This is a genomic window from uncultured Devosia sp., from assembly GCF_964244875.1.
GTDB lineage: Bacteria > Pseudomonadota > Alphaproteobacteria > Rhizobiales > Devosiaceae > Devosia.
Window position 1 is genome coordinate 1 of record NZ_CAXTKA010000004.1, and the last position, 18,929, is coordinate 18,929.

Genomic DNA, 18,929 nt, shown 5'->3' on the forward strand with positions numbered 1-18,929 from the left:
ACAACCAGCCGGATGACGGCTCGACCTGCATCGGACGCACTGTCCCAGGCAGGCGAGACGGAGCAATCCAACCCGAAAGGGCGGCTGCTCGATGCGCACGTGTAAAATCCCGTCGCATGCGGCGAGACGCTGTCTCGCACTCTAAACCAAACCCATGAGGCACGTCTCGCCGCATGCCGTTTGACTGCCATCCAACCGCCCGGCACAACCGCGCGGCGCGTCGGCACGTCCACGCTCCCGTCTAGCCAATCACCGCCCCACCCGCTAAATCTGCTCGCCAACAACGAGGCACCGATGACCAAGATCCGCTGGGGCATTCTATCCACCGCCAATATCGGCATGGCCAAGGTCACGCCCGCAATCATGAAATCGCCCCATTCCGAGGTCGTCGCCATCGCCTCGCGCGATCTGGACCGGGCGCGCGCCGCCGCCACCCAGCTCGGCATCCCCAAGGCCTATGGCTCCTATGAGGACCTGTTCGCCGATCCCGAGATCGATGCCATCTACAATCCCCTGCCCAACCACCTGCATGTGCCGATGACGCTGGCCGCCGCCCGCGCCGGCAAGCACGTCCTGTGCGAAAAGCCGATCGCGCTCACTGCCGCCGATGCCGAAGCGCTGCGCCAGGTTCCCGCGGGCATCATCGTGCTCGAAGCCTTCATGGTGCGCTTCCATCCCCAATGGCTGCGCGCCCGCGACATCATCGTTTCGGGCGAACTGGGCGACGTGCGCGCCATCAATGCGGTCTTCTGCTACTTCAACAATGACCCCGCCAATGTGCGCAACCAGGCCGATATCGGGGGCGGCGGCATCATGGATATCGGCTGCTACCCCATCACTGCCGCCCGCTTCCTCTTCGGTGCCGAACCCCGCCGCGTCGTGTCCCTCGTCGAGCGTGATCCCGATTTTGGCACCGATCGCCTCGCCAGCGTCCTCGCCGATTTCGGCGCCGGCCGCCAGCTCAGCTTCATCTGCTCCACCCAGGCCGCGCCGCACCAGCGCGTCCAGGTGCTCGGCACCAGGGCCAAGCTCGAGATCATCATTCCCTTCAACGCTCCCGCCGACGAGCCCACGGCCATCACCATCGATGCCGGCGGCTCCATGGACGGCTCGTTGTCGCGCCGCGAAATCCTGCCTGCCTGCGATCAATATACCGAACAGGCCGAAGCCTTCGCCCTGGCCATCCTGGGCGAACGCCCATTGCCCTGGGGTATCGATGACGCCATCGCCAGCATGCGCGTGCTCGACGCCGTGGTGGCCAGCGAACGCTCGGGCGGCTGGGCGACTGTCTGAATGCCGGCACAGTCATGGGAGGCCAGCCTGAAACTCAGGGCAACTCCGGACCGATCAGCCGTCTGCACACCAGCTTGATCGCCGCGCCGATCTCGGCCTCGCTGCCCAGCTTGGACGCAACCCCATAGCTCGCCGCCAGCACCAGCCGCGCCAGGCCGGGCCCGTCCGCCGCCCCCGCCGCGCTCAGCGCTGCCGCCACCTCGGTTTGCACCTTGTGGTCGATCGCCCGGAACCGCCCCGCCGCCCGGTTGTGTTCGGCATAAAGCTCGGCGGCATGGGGCGAACCATCCAGCAAGCGCGCGATCGTCCCGTATTTGCCAACCAGCGCCACGCCGACCCGCTCCACGATATCCCCCGGCCCGGCCATGCCGCTATCGTAGGCCGCCAGCATGTCGCCGATCATCTCGTCGACAATGCCGGTATAGATCGCGTCCTTGTCGGCGAATTGCGCATAAAGCGTCGCCTTGGCGATCCGCGCCTCGCGCGCCACCGCCTCCATGGTGGTGCCGCGAAAGCCCTGGCGCAACACCAGGAACAGCGCCGCATCCAGGATACGCCGCCGCCTCTCCGCCACCTTGTCCAGCCCAGTCTCGGTCACTATCAATCCTGTTATTGAACTTTTTGAACGAATATCATATCTATCGTTCAGTTAACGGAGAAGCACCATGTCCGATCTCGTCCTGCTCACCGGCATTTCCGGCTTTCTCGGCGGCCATGTCGCCCTGCAACTGCTTAACGCTGGCTACACCGTTCGCGGCAGTGTGCGCAATCTCGACAAGGCCGACAAGGTGCGCGCCACGCTGGCCCGCGCCGGCGCCGACACCGATCGCCTGCACTTCGTCGCCCTCGACCTGCTGGATGATGCCGGCTGGGCGCAGGCCATGGACGGCATCCGGTTCCTCCAGCATACCGCCTCGCCCTTCTTCATCCGCACCCCCAAAAATCCCGACGACCTCATCCGCCCCGCCGTCGAGGGCACGCGCCGCGCCGTGACCGCCGCCCTGTCCGCCGGCGTCGAGCGCATCGTCCTGACCTCCTCCATCGCCGCTATCCAATATGGCCATACCAGCTATCCCCGTCCGCTGACCGAGACCGACTGGACCGATATCGACAGTCCCCACACCGCCGCCTATCCCCGCTCCAAGACCCTGGCCGAACGCGAGGCCTGGCGCCTGGTCGATGCCGCCGGCCGCCACGATGCCCTGGCCGTCGTCAATCCCGCCGCCATCCTCGGGCCGCTGCTCGACGATGACGAGGGCACCTCCTCGATCCTGGTCAAGCGCCTGCTCGATGGCAAGTTGCCCGCCGCGCCGCGCCTGTCCTTCGCCATTGTCGATGTGCGCGATGTCGCCGCGCTTCACCTCGATGCCATGACCAATCCCGCCGCCGCCGGCGAGCGCTGCATTGCCGCAGTGGAAACCCTTTACATGAGCGAACTCGGCCGGCGCCTCCGGCCCGCCTTTCCCGACCGGCGCATTCCCAAACGGGATATTCCCGATTGGGTCGTGCGTCTCGTTTCGCTGTTCGATCGCGATATCCGCGACAATCTGATCGAGCTGGGCAAGCCCAAATACGTGGACGGCAGCCGCGGCCCCCAGCGTCTCGGCCGCCCCCTGATCGGCGTCACCGAAGCCGCCATCGCCACCGGCAAGAGCCTGATCGCGCACAAGCTGGTGTGACGCCCTCGGGTGCGCCGGGGCCGTTATCCCCCTTGCCCTTGCAGCTTTTATTGTTCATACCACGCCCTGTCGGAACGGGGCTGTAGCTCAGTTGGGAGAGCGCGTCGTTCGCAATGACGAGGTCAGCGGTTCGATCCCGCTCAGCTCCACCATTCCGATCCACTAAGCTCTTGGTATGCTTTGATAAAAATCTTGGGTTTTTGACCGTCCCCACTTCCATCCCCACTTTGATCGAGGGCTAGGGGCTTGGACAGCGCCAATTCGGCCGATGGCCTCCCCCTTCCAGAACACTTTTCGCCCGCTCAGGTGGCGCAGCATTTCGGCGTGTCGGAGCGTCGGGTTCGATCAGATGCGCGGCGCCACGGATGTTGCCGCATTGTCGGCAATCGCATCTTTCTGACGCGCGAGGATCTGGATGCCCTGCTCGAAATCTGGCGGGCGACCCCAGCGCCGTCAGTCAAGCCAAATACGCCCAGGCTGCCGGTGGGATCGTACGACGACCTCGTGAAGCTGCGCGGTGTCACCTCTGAAGATGCGTTGAGGCATCTTGAGAAAGCGATGGACCGTGGCCGCAAAGCCAAACGGTAATCGCCTTCGGCCTGGGCGCCTGCATCTTGCGCAGGAGCGGTTTCGCTCGGTAGAGGGTGGGCGGCAATAGAGCCGAGACCACGTTGCCGGGCGGCCCTAATGGAAATTTTACATCTCTGACGCGATGCTGTGGGCGCATCTTGTGGGGGATCGATGCCTTTACCTAGTTTTAGCGGGAACGGCTTGCTGCCGCCGGTCGCTGGCGCCAGCCCCACGGATCAAGACCGGTCCCCGTACGTTATATCCATGCAGGAACTGGTTCAGGGCTTCGGCACAACACCACGAAGGAAGTCACTGCTTCGGAATCTCATTGCCTATCGCACCATTCTTGCCGGCGGCGGCTACCAATCGGGCCTACAGTTCATAGACGGCAGCTTCGTTGAAGATGTTGAGGCCAGAGGCAAAGAACCGGGGGACATCGACGTTTTCTCCCTGCTTAATGTGCCGTCGCAATACGTCCAAAATCCCCCCTTATGGCAACAGGGTGGCTTTCAATTCTGGGCGGAGGAAGTGCAGAATCAGCCCAAAAACAAGGCCCGCTTCGAACTCGACACATACGCTATACTTGTGGAGGATTTTCCGCTTCTGGGCCTGCTTAAAAACGTGATGTACTGGCACAGCCTATTTTCCCACCAGCGAGACACGTTCGCGTGGAAGGGGTTCGTAGCGTTGGTGCTCGACCCGGTGCAGGATGCCGCAGCTCTCACTATGTTGGGAGAGGGATGATGCCGAACTTGTTGTCCATCGAGGCCCTCGAAGCTGACAAGGCTTTCGCTCAGCGCCAGCTAGAGAGCCTGCCGGATAGCCCATGGGGCACGGCACGCCTCATGTGGGAGCAGCGATTGAACGAGATCAGTCAGCAGATTACCGACCTTCGGGTCAGCAGCGCCACCAGCGCCAGCGTTGCGGTAATCTTCGACGGTCTGCCTGTGATTGGCCAAGGCGATATCAGGCTCGATTTCTCCACTGATGCACTGGGCACGTACCAGAAGATTGTTGCGGCTTCACTTGCCACGCTGGCTGACGAGGCCGTGGCCGCGAAAGGCAAAATCAAGGGCGCCAAGCGCTCGAAGCTGTACATCCGCGACATCGTGCGCGGCTCGATGGGCTTTATCTTGGAAGAGATATCGCCTCCCCAGTCCGACCTGTTCAACACGCCTCTCAAGATAGCCGTGGAGAACGCCACCGCGTTCCTGGCATCGCTCAACACGCCTTCCCTCGATGAGTTCAATTCGGCCATCGACGCCGCGCCGCCTCGCCTGGTGAGTGCAGTTCAGAAGTTTGCCAAGGTTCTCAAAGATGCCGGCGCCACGGCCAAGATAGTTGGTGACGACCAGAAGCTGGCTTTGGGTTTGGAGGACGTGGCTCGACTATCGGAGAGGTTCACCACAGTGGATGTGCAGGAGGAAAGCGTAACGCTGAACGGCACTCTCCTTGGAGTACTTCCCGATTCCCACGAGTTCGAGCTGGAGGTGGAGGGCCAGGACGAAATCGTCAAGGGTGCGGCAACGGACGACTTGGTTTCGAAGTATGTGGCTGACAACGCCTTCAAGGAGCAGCTTCTGCTCAAGCCAGTGAAGGCGTTCCTCCGCTATACTCGGACCTACCGAGGTGGAAGGCTGCTGCGCGAGCAAGTGATGCTAGAAAATCTCGAGCCTCAAGCGCGGACCGACTACCCGGCAAGGTTTTAGGCTTTAGGCTTTAGCTGGATTGGTCGCGAGCGACTTTGAACAGGCGCCGGTGGGTGGGACTGGGCTGTGCCGGCATCAGCAAGAGCCACCAACAATGCCCGCGGCCCAAACTGGCAATGCACCCTGACATCGTAGGCGCCCGGAGAAGGACGTGACCCATGCGGCATGATGACGATCAGTGGGAGAAGTTCTTGGTGCGCCGCGACGTGGTGGAGTCGATGCTTTCACCTTCAGATCAGCCGTCAAGCAGACGGCCGGCGCGCATTGTGCACATAGCCGGGTACGATTTTCATAGTTATCGCGAGCGGTACTTTGACGCGTCCGAAGGCGAGGAGATGAAACTCCGCCATCTTACCATTTCGATCACATATGAAGGCGCCTTGATCGGAACAGCAAAGCTGCGGGAGTGGTCGCTGCCGGGATTTTGTTCCCCCGAGGCATTCTGGGAAACCGCGGACGGCCTGAGCCAAGAAGACACCGATGCAGCGGAGCTGCTGGGAGCATTTTGGGAGTGGCACCAATGGCCCCCGCAGTACGGCAATGTCGTCATTTTCAGCAGGCTGGCCATAGACAGCCGCCGCGATACCGGACGAAAGGGCCTTCGTCGCTTGGGGGACTATCTGGAAGTCGAGTTCGGGCGCCGGGCTTCTGTCTTGTTACTAAAGGCATTCCCTCTTGAATTCGAACACGCGGTGGGGTCGGACCTGGTAGACCGACAAGTTCTATTTGATCGCCGATCGCACGCCATGTTGCGGCTATATCGTGAAACCCTGAGGGTGGAGCCCCTATCCGATCACGGTAGGCTGACAAATTGGATGTGGCGCCCATTGCGCTACTGTCCGGCGCCGGCTCGCGCACCGAACGTCAACTGGCACGAGGAATAGGTGTCAGCCAGCCCCGGCGGCCATTGGCGTGATGTCATCTGATGAGGTAACGGGAGTGTTCGAGGGGGTGGTGGGGTGATGACATCACGGTGGGCTGGGCGGTTTAAGTGGCGGCTTTAGGCGTCGCGGACGAAGCGCCGAGGCCGGACTCGCGATACGCCAACGCCCCATGCTTCCGGCAATAGACTCCGTGCGTCACATCGTGGCCGCAGTACAGCCATGGACCGGCATCACTCCATGGGTTTTCGCGAACAGGCCATCTGCAGGTTTTCTGATTCAGCGCCATGATGTCGATAGGGGCGGCGCCGGTCAGCGGCATGTCGGGGTGACTTTCAAGGGAAACGGTCATCGGTTTACTCGATACTGGTTGATGAGGATTTCGGATGGAGCGGGCTAACCCACTCGCTGGTCCAGCAGCCCGGCGACAATCTGGGCGCCCAAGCTGGTCCAGAAATCGTCGGGCTTTTCGATGGTCCGGTTATGCCAATCCATCGCCATGGCCTTCACCCGAAGGTCGGTAAGGCTCACGGCCGGGATAGCGGCAATCTGGTCGGTGAGGTCGGAGATGGCGTCATAGGCCGCTTGGCAGGCGTCATCTTCGGGAGAGTTCGCCATTGCCTTGCCGGCTTCGTAGAGCGGGAGCCAGCGAGCATGGGCGGCATTCTCGACGGCGATGGCCTTGCCTAGCTCGATACCGAGCTCGGCCAGGGTAGGCACCAGAATGGGGCTCATGAGTATCGGCCTCCGGGAAAGCTGAGAATTGTTGGTGGCGGGAGCATGGCGCGGGCCTGGGCGATAAGGCGTTCGCTTTCCTCCAAAGCGGCATCCTTTTGATCGTCGGACATGCCGCCACGGTCGGGCATTTCGTCGGCTAAACAATAGTCCCCGTTGCCTTCGTCCATGTAATCGTGCGGCTCGTCTTGCACGTCGCCGCCGTGTTCGTTCTCTTCCTCGACATCGGCGTCGGAGCCCTCTGCCCAATACAGTTGGCTACCTTCTTCGGTGCGTTCGGCGCCCCAGAAGCCACGACCGGTTTGCGCCTCGGGAGCCCCAAGGCATGGCTCAAGGTCAGCATCGCCCTCCATAACGTCGAGGGCTTCGATCAGGGCGGAGAGGACAGCGGCTTGACGCTCAATGCGCTCGGAAAGGGCCTGGCGCCATTCGCGGGGATCCACGCCTAGAGGGCATCCCGCAGGGCGAAGAAACGGAGCGTTCATCACGCCACCGCCAGCGACTGGATAAGCTCATCGATCCAGCCTTCAACAACGCCCGAATCGCGGGCATTCATGTCAGCCAGATAGCCGGCCTTGATCCTGACATCGGCCAACGTCGTGGGGATTGCGGTCATGAAGGCTTTCAGAGCGTCGAATTCCGCGTCCTCCGCCGCCGACAGGCGTTCATAGAGGGCGTCCAGCCCGCAAGCCTGGGCTATGCGGTCCCGCTCGTCTCGGATGACAGCGAGTTCGGCCTTCTTCTTTGCAGACCACGCATTGAGGCGCTCGGCTACCTTGTCGTTGGGGAACGCCCAGCCGCGCCGAAGCTCAGCCTCCTGATCGACCTGAGCTTCGGTGTGCACCCACCGACAGGGCTCCTTTGTGTAATGGTCAACCCCAGTCACGACCTCAACCTTGGGCCTCGGGTTAAGCTCGCTGAGCGCCTCATACTCGGCGGCGAGCAGGCTCATCGCGTCATAGGCAGAGCGGTGCGCCGTCACGAGGTCGGTCATCACGGTAGCCTGAGCTTCCAGCGCCATCGTTGGAAGCACAGAGACTGCCGCTGCCGACAGGGCTGCGCTCGACACCGTGGCGCCCGCGCCGGCCAGCAACGCGCGGCGGGTAATGTTGTGCTTGTTGGTCATGGTCATTCCTTTCAGGCGTGTGCCCGCTCGGGGTGAAATCGTGCAATGGACTGGAGAAGGGCCGGCGCGTATTCCGGGTCGAAATACAGATCGCCCAGGGCTATGCGGGAGAGCAGGTAGCGAGCTTTGAAGTTGAGTTCGTAGGTCGTGGCCGGCACATGATCGAGCAGCGCCTGCAGCGCGGCCCGCATCGCCTCTGCGGCATGGTCGTAGGCGCTCTGCTCGGTGGCCGTCGCGTCCCGCTCCGCGATGACGCTGGCGATGAGGGAGAAGCGGAGCGCGGCTTGGGCATGAGCTGCGGCGAGGTCTTCGGCAAACGTCATGGTGAAGCTCCTTATGCGGCCAGGGAGGCGAGTTCGGCATGCAGAGCGCCGTGGCGTCGCCAGTCGATGAAATCGCCCATTTCAAGGTCGAGAATGGCGCCGCGGATTTCTTCGACGCGGACGGCAGCGGTGGGGGCTAGCGCCTTGATGGGGGCCACGGCTGGCTTGGGCATCGCGGACTTGGCGGCTAGCTCCTTGGCCACGGCCCACGCCATGCGGAGGCAGAAGGCGAAGTGTTTAGGATTGAAAGGTTCGCCGCGCCGGACGCCCCACCCCCTGAATTCATCGCGCCGATAGTCGGTCCAAGCCGTGCGGAGTATTTTGGAGCGATTGTACATTTGGGCTATTCCCGGCTCGTTTTGTTTCGTCTATAACCCTTTATGGCTTACACAACCCACCACGTCAACCTTTTTGTGTCATCCAAAGCCCATAAAGTTTCACAGCGCTGCCGCTTGGGTTCATAGCCGGAGAAAAGTCGAATGATTGACGCCGCACAAATTCGTGCTGCCAGGGCGCTCGTTGAATGGTCGCAGGGAGACTTGGTGGCTCGCTCTGGCCTATCGCTGACCACCGTGAAGCGGATGGAAAATGCTGCCATCGGTCCCGGCAAAAGCTCGGCAGAAAATGTTGCGGCCGTTCAGCGGTCCCTTGAGGCAGCCGGCATCCAGTTCATTCCAGAAAATGGCGGCGGTGCTGGCGTCAGACTGGCGAAGCCAAAGCCATGAGCCGAGATGACTTTAGCCGGCCAACAGCTGACAGGCTCGCCAAACGGGTCGGCATGCGATGCTCATGCCCTGACTGCCGACGCCCGACCTCTGGCCCTGATGCGGAAGATGGGGTGACCAACGTGGGGGTCGCGGCTCACATTTCAGCGGCTTCGCCCGGCGGCGCCAGATACGATGCTAGCCTAACCTCTGAGGTCCGTAGCGATATCCAGAACGGGATATGGCTTTGCCAGACCCACGCAAAACTAATCGATGACGACGAACTTCGCTTTCCCGTTTCGGTGCTTCGGGAATGGAAGGAGACAGCGGAGCATATGGCCGCGCTCGAAGCTCGCGGTTACGCGGTACGTCGGGCAGCACCCTTCCCGGACCTGGAATTCAAGGCGCCGAAATTAATCGCCGAGATGCGCAACGACCTGACCCGAGAACCGCTGGTGCGTCAGTTCATCCTCCTGTCCAGGCGAGTGACATACAATCCTGGCGCCACACCGTTCTTCAAGTACTTCCACGAGGACCACGACTACCTTCTCTCGGTAATGACCATCATGGAGCACGCCGGAGCCATCCATGACATCGCCTTCAACGATGTGCCCCGGTACAACTTCACGGCAGATTTCGTGTCCTTCCTGATCGAAGGGTGATCCATGGCACCTTCGACTGCTTACTCATCGTCCTCAATGTCGGAAGTGCGCCAGGTCGGGCGAATGCGAAACTTCGATACGCCCTTACGGACAATGCGAGCGCGGATCTGCCTAGCGACGGCCTCGGGATTGTACCGATCGGTAGCGTTGGTTTTTCGGGTAAGCACTTCCCCAGCGTAACCGAGCACCTTTTCCACCGAGACAGTGGCCAAGCCGATTTTCACGCCTTTTGCCCGCTCGGCGTCCAGATAGTAGAACAGGCCCTCGGCAATAGCGCGGTTGAGCACATGCGTGGTGGGGGTGCCGTTTTCCTTAAGGCGGTCGCGGCGCTTCTGCTGGCGGCCGGTGTCCTTCTTCATCGCCCGGGCGCGGCGGCTGGAGTGATGCTCGGACATTACTTGCCGTCCCGGCCGCCGATGGTCGGCAGGCTTTCGAGAAAGGTGCTCAGATCGCGCGCCAGGATAATGGTGCGGTTGCCGATCTTACGGACCTTGATTTCGCCGGTCCCGACCAGCTCGTAGAACTTGGTACGGCTGATGCCGATCAGTTTGAGAACGTCAGACACGGAATATGCCACGGGGTCCATGATTGGGCTCCGCCGGCTTCGCGGCCGGTGCGCGCGCCCTGGTTCATCGAGCGCACACCCCATTATTCACACATCGTAGCAAGGGACACGCGGGAACTTTTGATTTCCGTTCGGCGTGCAGAAGGTCGGTCTGGGGTGGCCCGGCAGTCAATGCCGCCCCTGGCCATCGAAATGGTTCTCTTGTGAAGCGGCCCGTCTGACGCTAGCTTGAATTTATGCGTCTAGTGATTGTCGTGAGCCTCGCCTTTGCTCTGCTTGGATGCACGGCATCCCAGGCAACGAGGCCATATGTCGGCAAGACCGCCACAGATTTGATGATCGACTGGGGCCGGCCTGTAAACCAGTTCGACGCACCTGATGGCCGGCGCATTTCCCAGTACTATTGGGGCGGGGGAACCATCGTGCTACCCGCAACAGGTTCAGCGACCAGCACGGTTATTGGTAATTCGGTCTTCACGAATGCCACAATGTCCCCTGGCGCAGTTGTCGAAAATGAAGGCTGCCTCGTCAGCTTCATCCAAGAAAAGCGCGGAAGTGAATGGTTCGTAATAGAGGCGCGCTACCCCGACCGGGCCTTCTGCTAGGTTCTTGCTGCATGGTATACCTAGATGTGGATCGGCATGGACGAGCCGCCAACGGGGAGTGCGCCGCCCGCAACAGGTCGTGAAATCCCAGGCTATTGCTTTCGAGACTCGACGGGGCCATGTTGCAGGCGTTTAGCCTGTTTACTATTCCACAGGCCCGATACGGTAAAATCAACGACGTGACCCCCGTACGCTTCCGCTTTTCAGCTTCAAAAGCCCTTGTCGCACTGCACTATATGGTGCGGGAGTGCGATGGCATTGACCTGCATGCAGGCTTGAAAGCTTGCTACTTTGCGGACAAGGAGCACCTCAATCGCTACGGCCGTCCAATATTCGGCGCCACGTATAAGGCAATGAAATTCGGTCCGGTGCCTCTTGAAATCTATGAGATGGCAAAGGGCGAAGCGCTATGGCTTGCCGAATTGCAGATGGATCGTTTCCCCTGGCGGTTGGAGGGCTATCGCCTTCGCTTGGCCGACAACGGCCATCTGGACGAGGATGAACTTTCACCATCAGATTGGGTTTGTTTTCATGAAGGGTTGGCAAAGTCACGCGGGCTCGATTTCAACTCGCGTACGGCCGCTACGCACGGTGCCGACTGGCAGGCGGCGAACCTCGGCATAATGAAGTACGAAGACATGCTTGAGGACACCGAGGACAAGGCCGACAGGATAGTGGAACTGCAAGAAACAGCGCCATTCGTTCGAATGTGACTCGCTGTGCCCATCCGCCCGCTCGACGTCACTGTCATATTCGACGCCACGCTGCGGAAGCCTGCACCAAAAATGGTGGTGTGCATCCACCCAGCGAACGGATGGTTCTACCGGATCAATTCCAAGGGCCATTGGCGCCCTCGCGTCGCGGTCGCATTGGCCGAACACGGCTTTCTGGACCACGATAGCTTCGTTGAGTGCGGCGACCCCCTGGAGCTCGATGACTATGTCGTGCATGAGGCCCTAGAGCGGCACGGCATTGTTGGGACCATATCGGCCAGCGCCTGCCCAGGCATCATTGCGGCCTTGGACGAATGCATCACGATCCGGCGGCGAGACCGAGAAGAAATCATCGCACTGCTAACGGGGATATGAAGATATGACCATGTCCGACTGGCCCAACGTTGACTTCCAAAATCCCAAGTCCGTGGCGGCCTTTGAGAAATTTGCCGAGCAGCGCCAGAGCATGATGCTGGAGATCAACGCAGCCAGCTATGAGCGACGCGCAGCTTACACAAACCTGATCGTTCTCGCCGGCTATGCAGGTGCGTTCTCACTGTGGGCGTTCGTTCGGGAAGACATAACCACACAAGGCAACGCCGCCATTGCCATCTGCCTTTCAGTCTCCCTGATGTTGTTCGTCGGCTTCGAGATTTTCAAGATGAGCCGAATGGCGCTTTGGTCGGTGAAGGTGGGGAAGGCCTTTCGGTCTGATATGACCGCGCTAGAGGTAATGGGGGCCGTAAAAGAGCTCCGACTTTCTCAGCAGCGCGAGAGCCTTTCGCGCCTTACCAAGATTTGGCTCGTCATGCTCGTCCTGACGCTATTATCGGCCAGCGGCGCGGTGGCGCTGTTATTTTACAACATGTTTGCCCAGCTGCTCGGCTGGACGCCATGGCCCTGACAACACTTAGGGAGGCTGCCCAAGGGCTATCTAAGTGGCCTCGAAACTGAACAGGGGCGTGGCCCCAATGGCCATGCGGTCTTCCTCCGACTTCCAAAGCCGCCATTTCTTAATTACGAGCGCTTCGCCAGGCCGACCGAAACTCCAGTCGACAAAACTGAGTGCTCCGGCGCCATTGTACGCTGGACCCTGATCAGGCATCAGATACAGCGACAACCCGGAATTGGCGTAGGGCAAGATCAGCGCGCCATTGACCATTTCCATGTAGCGGTCAGGCGTCGCATCCTCGCCAATTGTCGGGTCTACCACCCAGTCTGACCCAAAGCTTAGGCACTTGGTTTTCTCATGCCAGAAGCTCCAAGCGGGTCTGCCAATACGGGACTCAAGGATTGCGATGACGAGATTGTCGCCGTCGCGCTTTCCCGAGACAATGCAAAGGGCCGCTTTATCGGCATAGCTCAGGTGCACGAGTTCGCCGGGGGCACACTCGGAAAGGAGCTTGAATGTCGGTACCGCTGTGATTTTCATTCATCGCTCCGTGCCCTGTCGCGGCAGTCGGATCCAATGCCGCAACCGATGTCAATACTCCCTCGCGTCAGAGAAAATCCTTCGTGCGTGGCGCTTCTAAAAACTACGGCCTCGCGCGCGTGCGCGTATTGGTCCGATTTTGCCCCCAAATGCAGAACCCCATGAGGCACAGACCAATCGTGTGCACGATGTCAGGTTTTGTCAGGTTCTCACCCGCGCGTGGTGACACCGGTTAAATCATCCGCAGATAGTACCCCATGCCACCGGGCCCGCATGGCTGCCCGGATGCGTTCCAGGCCCGCGGCGGTTTTGGGTCCGGTGGACATGCCCCCATGGTACTTACAGCGCCGCTTGCCCGCCATGGGTTTGCACTGACAGGCGCTGCCGTGACGGTTCCTGGCGCCGCACGTAGACGGCATGCGTGGTGGGGCCGGCAGTGTGACGGCAGGTTCACCCGGCCGGGGAACGACAATGCCTGTGGTCTCCAAGGCTGTGCGCATCTTCACCGGGCCCACACCATCCAGCCGTCTGCCGCTCTGGCCTTCCCAGTATTTCACCGTATCGAGGTGAAGCCCTGTCATGCCGGATAGGTCGCGCTGGGACATGCCGGCCAACTTACGCAACCGGCGCAGGTCATCAGGGCTGTTGAAACCATGGTGCCAGGGGGAGAACTCGGCGCCGCCTCTCGGCACGTCAGCCGTGCTGCTGGTCAATTCACCGCCTCCCCGGTCGGATGGAACGATATGCCCAACGCCTCCAACTCCTTGGTGAGCATCCGAAGGGCTGCCAGCAGGTCGTCGTCGGTCATGTCGCCGTATGGATCGACGTTGAGATTGATATCCTTCGGTACGATCAAAGCGATGACCTTGAGATACTGGTCCGGCTTTTCCTGACGCACTCGGGCTATCACGGCCTTGCCGTGCTCCATGAAGTCAGCGAGCAGAGCGGCGATGAAATCTTCGCCCAGCTTGTGTTTTGAGCTTATTGGCCGGCCATGCGGATTGCCGGAAACACCTTTCGGAAATGGGCGGCTAACCATCACTGTTTCCCTGCTGTTGTTACAGCGCGCTCGGACATGGGAATGAGCTCGCATTTTACGCGATACGTGCCGTCCGGAGCGGGTGGAACAATAGGTTCAGCCGCCACCACTACGGCGAACGGACCTTGCGTCGCCAAAGGGTCGTGCTGAGGCCGAGCCGGACCATCCGCGCCATGACACAGCCGCGTGCCAGCCTCAACCTTCACACCCGCGGCGATCAGAACGGTGCAACGGACCGGCATCAGAGGGCCCCCTGTACCACTTGCCCTGTCGGCTGCATCGGGATCCGGCCAATCCACGCCGGCACGGGTTTACCGAGGGCGTTTCCGGCGGGGCGACCATGCAGCGAACCCAACGCACGGGGCTGTTGCCCCTCAAAAGACAGGCTGTTTCCCTGCGGCAGACGCTGGCTACCAAGCGCAGCGCCGCTGATGGGGTTGCGGGCACCGAGAGCGTTCAGCCGCGGTGGTGGCGCTGGCTTTTCCTGAGCCTGGGGCCGTTCACCCATCACCGCGCCATAGGTCACTGTGGCGGCCTGGCGGTACATCTGGGCAAGGTCGATTGCCCGTTCCTTGGCCTCCTTCGGTGCGGCCTTGATCATCAGTGCCCGTGCTCGGGCCGGGTTGAGCAGGGCGTCGCGAACAAGACCGTCAATATTCTCGATACCGTTGCGGCGCAGGGCCGTAGTCAGCTGAGTGCCGACCCAGACCGGAACACCGACCCAAGGCCCGAACAGGATGCCAGCCGCCACACCCGTGCCGTGGGTCTTGGACTGGCCGACAACCGCGCGCACCAGCATGGATAGCTTGCCGCTCGTGTCCTGCGCCGTGTTGGACCCGCCTGGCAATTTGACTGCCGACACGGACCGGTTGGACCGCTGCAAATCGGCCGCGATATCGTCCATGAGCCCGAGCTCGGCTTCGGTGAAGCCGGCAACCTCCAGAGCCTTGCGCTGCTGCTTGACGAAGTCCTGGAACTGGGCGCCCTTGATGGTGCCAACGCCGCTGGTTGCCGATTCCGTGACGCCGACGAACTTCTTGACGATGTGGTCGGCGATGGCTTTGCGCAGCCCTTCCTTGGCGCTGGCATTGTCGCCGATGGTATTCACCAGCAGCCGCATTCCTTTGACGGCATCCTGGCGCCCGAAGATCGAGCCGATGGTGCGCGTTATGTCTTCGGGGTCGCTCAAGCCCATCAGCCGGCCAAGGACACCGGCCTGGGCCTCGTCTACTTGCTGCTTGGCGGCTTTGACGGTGCTGGCGATACGGCGCTCTGCTTCGGTTTCGGCGGCTTTTATGGCTTCCCGCTGGGCCATGGCAACGGCTCCGGTTTCTTCGGAATCGCGCACGGCCTGACGAACGGCAGTCTCAAGCTCGGGGAAAGCTCGCATTGCCTCCTGATGCTGGCGCAGCCAGGTCATGGCCTTGTTCGGATCCAGCATGCCATCGTCGGTCAGGGCAGCCTTACGCAAGCGATCAACCGCATAGTCCCGCAACACCGGCAGGGCCTGCTCGTCGCCAACGGCGGCGCGGAAGCGCTGAATGGCTTCGGGGGCCTTCGGGCCGGGGACGAAGATGCGGCTCGGCACGGTGGCGGCAGGGTCGGAATATGGTGCGTTGGTCGCCGGCCGCTTCCGGATCGGCGCCAAGGTCGGATTGTCGAAGGTATCGACGCGCCGCCTAGTTGCCGATCGTGCTGCGTTCAGGCGCTCGACGGCGGCTCGGTCAACTGGCGCTCCTGCACCATCTTGCGGTAGTCGCGGACTGCCCTGAGCATTTCCAGGTCGCCCGCCGCTCGGTACTGCTGTTCCAGGAGAGCCAGAAATGCCGGTCGGTCGGCCTCCGGCAATTTGGCCAGCCCCAGTTCCACCGATTTGCCCGACCTGGGCTTCTCGTTTTGCAAGGAACGCCTCTACCTGTCGCGCCACATTGGCCGCGATCGAATCCATCTCATCCATCGTGCCGGCGGCAACTGCCTGAGCATCTTGCTGGACCTTGGCGATGACTGCCGCCTCGATGTCCTGCTGGATGGCGCCGTTCAGCATCGAGAGGCGACGATAGGCAGGGCTTTCGCCGTTGGCAATGCGTTCGGCGCGAAGTTCGGCCTTGAGCCGAGACTGCAGCGCTGTCAGCTCGGAGAACGGCACGTTGTCACCGTACTGACCGAGCACGTCGAAAATCGCCTGCTCTTCCCCGGACATGGGTTTGGCCGAAGTCGGCATTTCGTTGCGGATCTGGGTGGCGCCGGCCTTGGTGTTCTGTGCCGACAATGACAGGTTGCCATCGGGATCGACGGCTTGCCACAAGGCCCGCTCCTGGGCTTTTGCCTGTGCCCTGGCCGTCTCCAGCATTTCGCGCATGCGGCCGCCGGCAACTTCTGGTGCAGCGCCCATACCGAGGGCGTTCGCCGACCCTCGGGCATTGCCGAGCGCGAACGCATTGGCTGCATTCCCTTCGGCACCGAGAGCGGCGAGGGAGCCTTCGTTCTGCTTGGCGACGTCCGCGACAGCCTGTTCGGCCTGGCGCTCGATATCGTCCATGAATGTGCGGATCGACGTCACCACCTCTTCCGGTGCGCCAGTGGGCTGGACGCCCTCGACGGCGGCAACGCGGGCAGCATTCTGATCGGCGGCACGCTGGGTGAACACTTCCGGGCTCTTGGTCGCTACGCTGCGCTCAAGGGCACCGAGACCCATATCGCCGGTCTGTTGGAAAGTTGTTGGCTGCGAATCCGTGACGAATTGGCCCGGTGCCGTCTCGATCGCGTCGATGACGTTGCCGGGACTGGTCGCACTATCGCGAAGGATCGTGCCAGCGGCCCGCTCCTGACCTTTCGCCGAAAGGGGCGCCAGATATTCACCGAGCGCCTGAACGGCCTTGGCGATGCCTTCTGGCAACCTGGTGAGCCCGTACGCTGCTGTTGCGGCGGTAAGGCCGCCAGCCAAGCCTGTGAAGGGCTTCAACTCGTCTGGCGAGACCTCCATGGCCGCCTGGGCACCACCACCAGCGGCGGCGTTAATCGACATGTTGCGGGCGAAGGCGCCGGCATTGTTCGACCGACCGAACAATGCCTCGATCGTATCGATGCCAACCTGCACTGCACGGGGCGCCTGCTGGATAACCTGACCCGCCTTGATGGCCAAAGTTTCGGGAATGGCGGCCATGGTTGTTGCCTCGGCCGCGGCACGGGCGACGGCCTGGCCACTGTCACCGGGGATGACTTTGCTGGGTGGCGTGAACCCTAGGCTTTCCTGCGTCCGTTCCCAGCCCTGCGAGCTGCCGGGCAGATCGTTCGGAATGTTCGGGATCGGGCGCCCGTTGCCGGTCATCTCGATGCCTGAGTTCGCAGCGTTGACCAAGCTGTTGCCGACCCAAACTGGCAGATCGACGGGAGCGCCGAGAACCTTGTTCGCGCCGCTATCGATGCCAGCGCCGATATTCTCAAGCATGCCGGTCTGCACGACATTCTGGCTGGGGCCGTTCACACCAGGACGAGGGACCGGCAGGCCATCGGTCGGCTGCGCATATACCTGGGGCTGGTAATCATCGAACACTTGGCTACGGGCCGATCCGGCCGCCAAGGCGTCGTTGAATTCGGGCGTCATGGTGGAGACGTTGCCGGGAGCGACAAGGCCTATGCGGGCATTGAATTCCTCCCGAGGAACCGTCGAATAAAACTTGCGATGCAGGGCCCCGGCCAGCTCTTCGTCGGACTTGCCTTGGTACTGCGGATACTTCTGCCGAAATTCGGTGAGGGACAGTTGGGCCATCAGAACATCCCCAACGGGTCATCGCCCATGGGCTGTTGCCCGGCGGGGGAGACCGTACCGCTAGAGAATCCCGTGTTACCGGACTGGTCGGCCAGCTTGGCGATACCGGCATCAAGCGCCGCCTGGAAATCGTTTAGACCGGCAATGAATTCGTCCTTGCTCTGGGCCGTCGAAAGGCGGGCGAAGGCGGCTTCGGCCTTATTGCTTTCCATTTCGGTGATGGCGCCGCCGCCCTTGAGCAGCTGGCGTCCGTTGAGGAACGCGTTGCCGGTCATCTGATCAATACGAGCCATGGCGTTGGCCTTGTTGGATCCCGGCATCGTCGGCCCCCACTGATTGGGGATGACACCTAGGGTCTTTCCGAAAATCTCTTCCAGACCGGGATGCGACTTAAGGTCGGAAATCTGGATGGCGATGCGCTGCGCTTCTGCCTGGGCCGAGGGCAGGTCGATTGCCGCCTGACCGGCACCCTTGCCGATGACGTTACCGGCGGCGCGCTCGGCATTCAATGCGCCGGGGTCGAATGACACGCCGGGGGGAAGCTGGGATTGAACCATGCCGCCGGAACTGCCCGCCTGCAGTGGCACCACGTTGCCCTCAGCATCGCGACCCGTAAGAACCGTTGTGCCATAGGTCGGAGCGCTGGAGCTGCCTTCGCTCATCCAGTCGGCCAGCGTGCCGTCGTAGCCCTGCTCCTGTGCCGCGCCGTACTCGATCATGTTCGAGGTCGGCTTCGGCCCGGCCGCTGCCTGTGTCATGTCGAAGGCCAGACGCTGGCGGGACATGTCGAGCTGCTGCTGGTTGAAATTGTTCGATAGCTCCTGCTCGGCCGTCAGGGCAGATCGGGCGAGGATCGGAGCGAGGTCCGCACGGCCTCGGAAACGGGCCAGCTGGTCGGGCGACCAACCTGAGGCTTCCATGGCGTCCAGCCCCGCATCCCAAGCTGCCGGGTCACCTTGGGCGTCATGCGCCATCTGAGCCAGATAGCCGAAGTTCTGCTTGGCGTGTTCGAGCTGCTGGGTCTTCTGATCCATGGCGTGCTGCTGACCCTGCGCGAAGGCGCCGAGGGCGTTGCCTTTGAAGTCGTTCAGGCCCAAGGCCATCAGCTGCTGCGCCATGGTGGT

26 protein-coding genes and 1 tRNA gene are annotated in these 18,929 nt (G+C 61.7%); 13 read left to right on the forward strand and 14 right to left on the reverse strand.

What is annotated here, in order from left to right; all coding sequences use genetic code 11:
* Positions 1–294 precede the first annotated feature (294 nt).
* Positions 295–1,293, forward strand: coding sequence for a Gfo/Idh/MocA family protein (locus ACFE8X_RS06240; RefSeq protein ID WP_375450589.1), 999 nt, complete (start codon positions 295–297; stop codon positions 1,291–1,293).
* A gap of 34 nt (positions 1,294–1,327) precedes the next feature.
* On the opposite strand, the gene ACFE8X_RS06245 is transcribed toward ACFE8X_RS06240, so the two are convergent.
* Positions 1,328–1,891, reverse strand: coding sequence for a TetR/AcrR family transcriptional regulator (locus ACFE8X_RS06245; protein ID WP_375450590.1), 564 nt, complete (start codon positions 1,889–1,891; stop codon positions 1,328–1,330).
* Between the two features lie 67 nt (positions 1,892–1,958).
* Here ACFE8X_RS06245 and ACFE8X_RS06250 point away from each other — a divergent pair, with 67 nt between their 5' ends.
* From ACFE8X_RS06250 to ACFE8X_RS06275, 6 genes are all read left to right on the forward strand, one after another.
* On the forward strand, positions 1,959–2,972 hold the full coding sequence (locus tag ACFE8X_RS06250) for an SDR family oxidoreductase (RefSeq protein WP_375450591.1): 1,014 nt from the start codon (positions 1,959–1,961) through the stop codon (positions 2,970–2,972).
* A gap of 76 nt (positions 2,973–3,048) precedes the next feature.
* Positions 3,049–3,124: transfer RNA gene (locus tag ACFE8X_RS06255), tRNA-Ala, on the forward strand.
* A 94-nt stretch (positions 3,125–3,218) separates the two neighbouring features.
* A complete protein-coding gene (locus tag ACFE8X_RS06260; protein ID WP_375450592.1) occupies positions 3,219–3,560 on the forward strand; it encodes a hypothetical protein in 342 nt (113 codons plus the stop codon).
* A 153-nt stretch (positions 3,561–3,713) separates the two neighbouring features.
* Positions 3,714–4,286 (forward strand): DUF6932 family protein, encoded by a 573-nt coding sequence (locus tag ACFE8X_RS06265; RefSeq protein ID WP_375450593.1) that lies wholly within the window; start codon positions 3,714–3,716, stop codon positions 4,284–4,286.
* Entirely contained in the window at positions 4,283–5,251 is a 969-nt protein-coding gene (locus ACFE8X_RS06270) for a hypothetical protein (RefSeq protein WP_375450594.1), read from the forward strand. Before ACFE8X_RS06265 ends, ACFE8X_RS06270 begins: the two co-directional genes overlap by 4 nt.
* Before the next feature lie 158 nt (positions 5,252–5,409).
* Complete coding sequence (locus ACFE8X_RS06275; protein ID WP_375450595.1) at positions 5,410–6,135, forward strand: hypothetical protein; 726 nt, start codon at positions 5,410–5,412, stop codon at positions 6,133–6,135.
* 103 nt (positions 6,136–6,238) lie between these two features.
* On the opposite strand, the gene ACFE8X_RS06280 is transcribed toward ACFE8X_RS06275, so the two are convergent.
* Genes ACFE8X_RS06280 through ACFE8X_RS06305 form a run of 6 tightly spaced genes read right to left on the reverse strand, consistent with a single transcriptional unit; the run spans position 6,239 to position 8,519 of the window.
* On the reverse strand, positions 6,239–6,484 hold the full coding sequence (locus tag ACFE8X_RS06280; RefSeq protein WP_375450596.1) for a GcrA family cell cycle regulator: 246 nt from the start codon (positions 6,482–6,484) through the stop codon (positions 6,239–6,241).
* Between the two features lie 44 nt (positions 6,485–6,528).
* Positions 6,529–6,867, reverse strand: a complete 339-nt coding sequence (locus ACFE8X_RS06285) for a hypothetical protein (RefSeq protein ID WP_375450597.1) — start codon at positions 6,865–6,867, stop codon at positions 6,529–6,531.
* Positions 6,864–7,310, reverse strand: a complete 447-nt coding sequence (locus ACFE8X_RS06290; RefSeq protein ID WP_375450598.1) for a hypothetical protein — start codon at positions 7,308–7,310, stop codon at positions 6,864–6,866. Before ACFE8X_RS06290 ends, ACFE8X_RS06285 begins: the two co-directional genes overlap by 4 nt.
* Positions 7,311–7,351: 41 nt before the next feature.
* Positions 7,352–7,993, reverse strand: coding sequence for a hypothetical protein (locus tag ACFE8X_RS06295; protein WP_375450599.1), 642 nt, complete (start codon positions 7,991–7,993; stop codon positions 7,352–7,354).
* Between the two features lie 11 nt (positions 7,994–8,004).
* Positions 8,005–8,316 carry a hypothetical protein gene (locus ACFE8X_RS06300; RefSeq protein ID WP_375450600.1) on the reverse strand — a complete coding sequence of 104 codons (312 nt, stop codon included), beginning with the start codon at positions 8,314–8,316 and terminating at the stop codon, positions 8,005–8,007.
* An 11-nt stretch (positions 8,317–8,327) separates the two neighbouring features.
* Positions 8,328–8,519, reverse strand: a complete 192-nt coding sequence (locus tag ACFE8X_RS06305) for a hypothetical protein (protein ID WP_375450601.1) — start codon at positions 8,517–8,519, stop codon at positions 8,328–8,330.
* Positions 8,520–8,795: 276 nt separating this feature from the next.
* Between ACFE8X_RS06305 and ACFE8X_RS06310 the strand changes: the two genes are divergently transcribed.
* Together ACFE8X_RS06310 and ACFE8X_RS06315 are read left to right on the forward strand one after the other, a co-directional pair.
* Positions 8,796–9,041 (forward strand): transcriptional regulator, encoded by a 246-nt coding sequence (locus tag ACFE8X_RS06310; protein WP_375450602.1) that lies wholly within the window; start codon positions 8,796–8,798, stop codon positions 9,039–9,041.
* Between the two features lie 314 nt (positions 9,042–9,355).
* Positions 9,356–9,682 (forward strand): hypothetical protein, encoded by a 327-nt coding sequence (locus ACFE8X_RS06315; RefSeq protein ID WP_375450603.1) that lies wholly within the window; start codon positions 9,356–9,358, stop codon positions 9,680–9,682.
* 20 nt (positions 9,683–9,702) lie between these two features.
* Here the strand turns inward: ACFE8X_RS06315 and ACFE8X_RS06320 are convergent, their stop codons facing one another.
* Entirely contained in the window at positions 9,703–10,077 is a 375-nt protein-coding gene (locus tag ACFE8X_RS06320) for a hypothetical protein (protein ID WP_375450604.1), read from the reverse strand.
* On the reverse strand, positions 10,077–10,268 hold the full coding sequence (locus ACFE8X_RS06325) for a helix-turn-helix domain-containing protein (RefSeq protein ID WP_375450605.1): 192 nt from the start codon (positions 10,266–10,268) through the stop codon (positions 10,077–10,079). The genes ACFE8X_RS06320 and ACFE8X_RS06325 overlap by 1 nt, the downstream gene beginning before the upstream one ends.
* Positions 10,269–10,501: 233 nt before the next feature.
* Between ACFE8X_RS06325 and ACFE8X_RS06330 the strand changes: the two genes are divergently transcribed.
* From ACFE8X_RS06330 to ACFE8X_RS06345, 4 genes are all read left to right on the forward strand, one after another.
* Positions 10,502–10,852 carry a hypothetical protein gene (locus tag ACFE8X_RS06330; RefSeq protein WP_375450606.1) on the forward strand — a complete coding sequence of 117 codons (351 nt, stop codon included), beginning with the start codon at positions 10,502–10,504 and terminating at the stop codon, positions 10,850–10,852.
* A gap of 119 nt (positions 10,853–10,971) precedes the next feature.
* Entirely contained in the window at positions 10,972–11,565 is a 594-nt protein-coding gene (locus tag ACFE8X_RS06335; protein WP_375450607.1) for a Panacea domain-containing protein, read from the forward strand.
* Positions 11,566–11,571: 6 nt separating this feature from the next.
* Positions 11,572–11,940 (forward strand): hypothetical protein, encoded by a 369-nt coding sequence (locus tag ACFE8X_RS06340; protein ID WP_375450608.1) that lies wholly within the window; start codon positions 11,572–11,574, stop codon positions 11,938–11,940.
* 4 nt (positions 11,941–11,944) lie between these two features.
* Positions 11,945–12,469 carry a hypothetical protein gene (locus ACFE8X_RS06345; RefSeq protein ID WP_375450609.1) on the forward strand — a complete coding sequence of 175 codons (525 nt, stop codon included), beginning with the start codon at positions 11,945–11,947 and terminating at the stop codon, positions 12,467–12,469.
* A gap of 30 nt (positions 12,470–12,499) precedes the next feature.
* On the opposite strand, the gene ACFE8X_RS06350 is transcribed toward ACFE8X_RS06345, so the two are convergent.
* The 5 genes from ACFE8X_RS06350 to ACFE8X_RS06370 all read right to left on the reverse strand — a co-directional run bounded on the left by ACFE8X_RS06350 (position 12,500) and on the right by ACFE8X_RS06370 (position 18,923).
* Complete coding sequence (locus ACFE8X_RS06350; RefSeq protein WP_375450610.1) at positions 12,500–12,997, reverse strand: hypothetical protein; 498 nt, start codon at positions 12,995–12,997, stop codon at positions 12,500–12,502.
* Positions 12,998–13,206: 209 nt separating this feature from the next.
* A complete protein-coding gene (locus ACFE8X_RS06355) occupies positions 13,207–13,602 on the reverse strand; it encodes an HGGxSTG domain-containing protein (RefSeq protein WP_375450847.1) in 396 nt (131 codons plus the stop codon).
* Between the two features lie 104 nt (positions 13,603–13,706).
* Positions 13,707–14,036 carry a hypothetical protein gene (locus ACFE8X_RS06360; RefSeq protein WP_375450611.1) on the reverse strand — a complete coding sequence of 110 codons (330 nt, stop codon included), beginning with the start codon at positions 14,034–14,036 and terminating at the stop codon, positions 13,707–13,709.
* 241 nt (positions 14,037–14,277) lie between these two features.
* On the reverse strand, positions 14,278–17,805 hold the full coding sequence (locus tag ACFE8X_RS06365) for a hypothetical protein (protein WP_375450612.1): 3,528 nt from the start codon (positions 17,803–17,805) through the stop codon (positions 14,278–14,280).
* Entirely contained in the window at positions 17,805–18,923 is a 1,119-nt protein-coding gene (locus tag ACFE8X_RS06370) for a hypothetical protein (protein WP_375450613.1), read from the reverse strand. Before ACFE8X_RS06370 ends, ACFE8X_RS06365 begins: the two co-directional genes overlap by 1 nt.
* Positions 18,924–18,929: the final 6 nt, after the last annotated feature.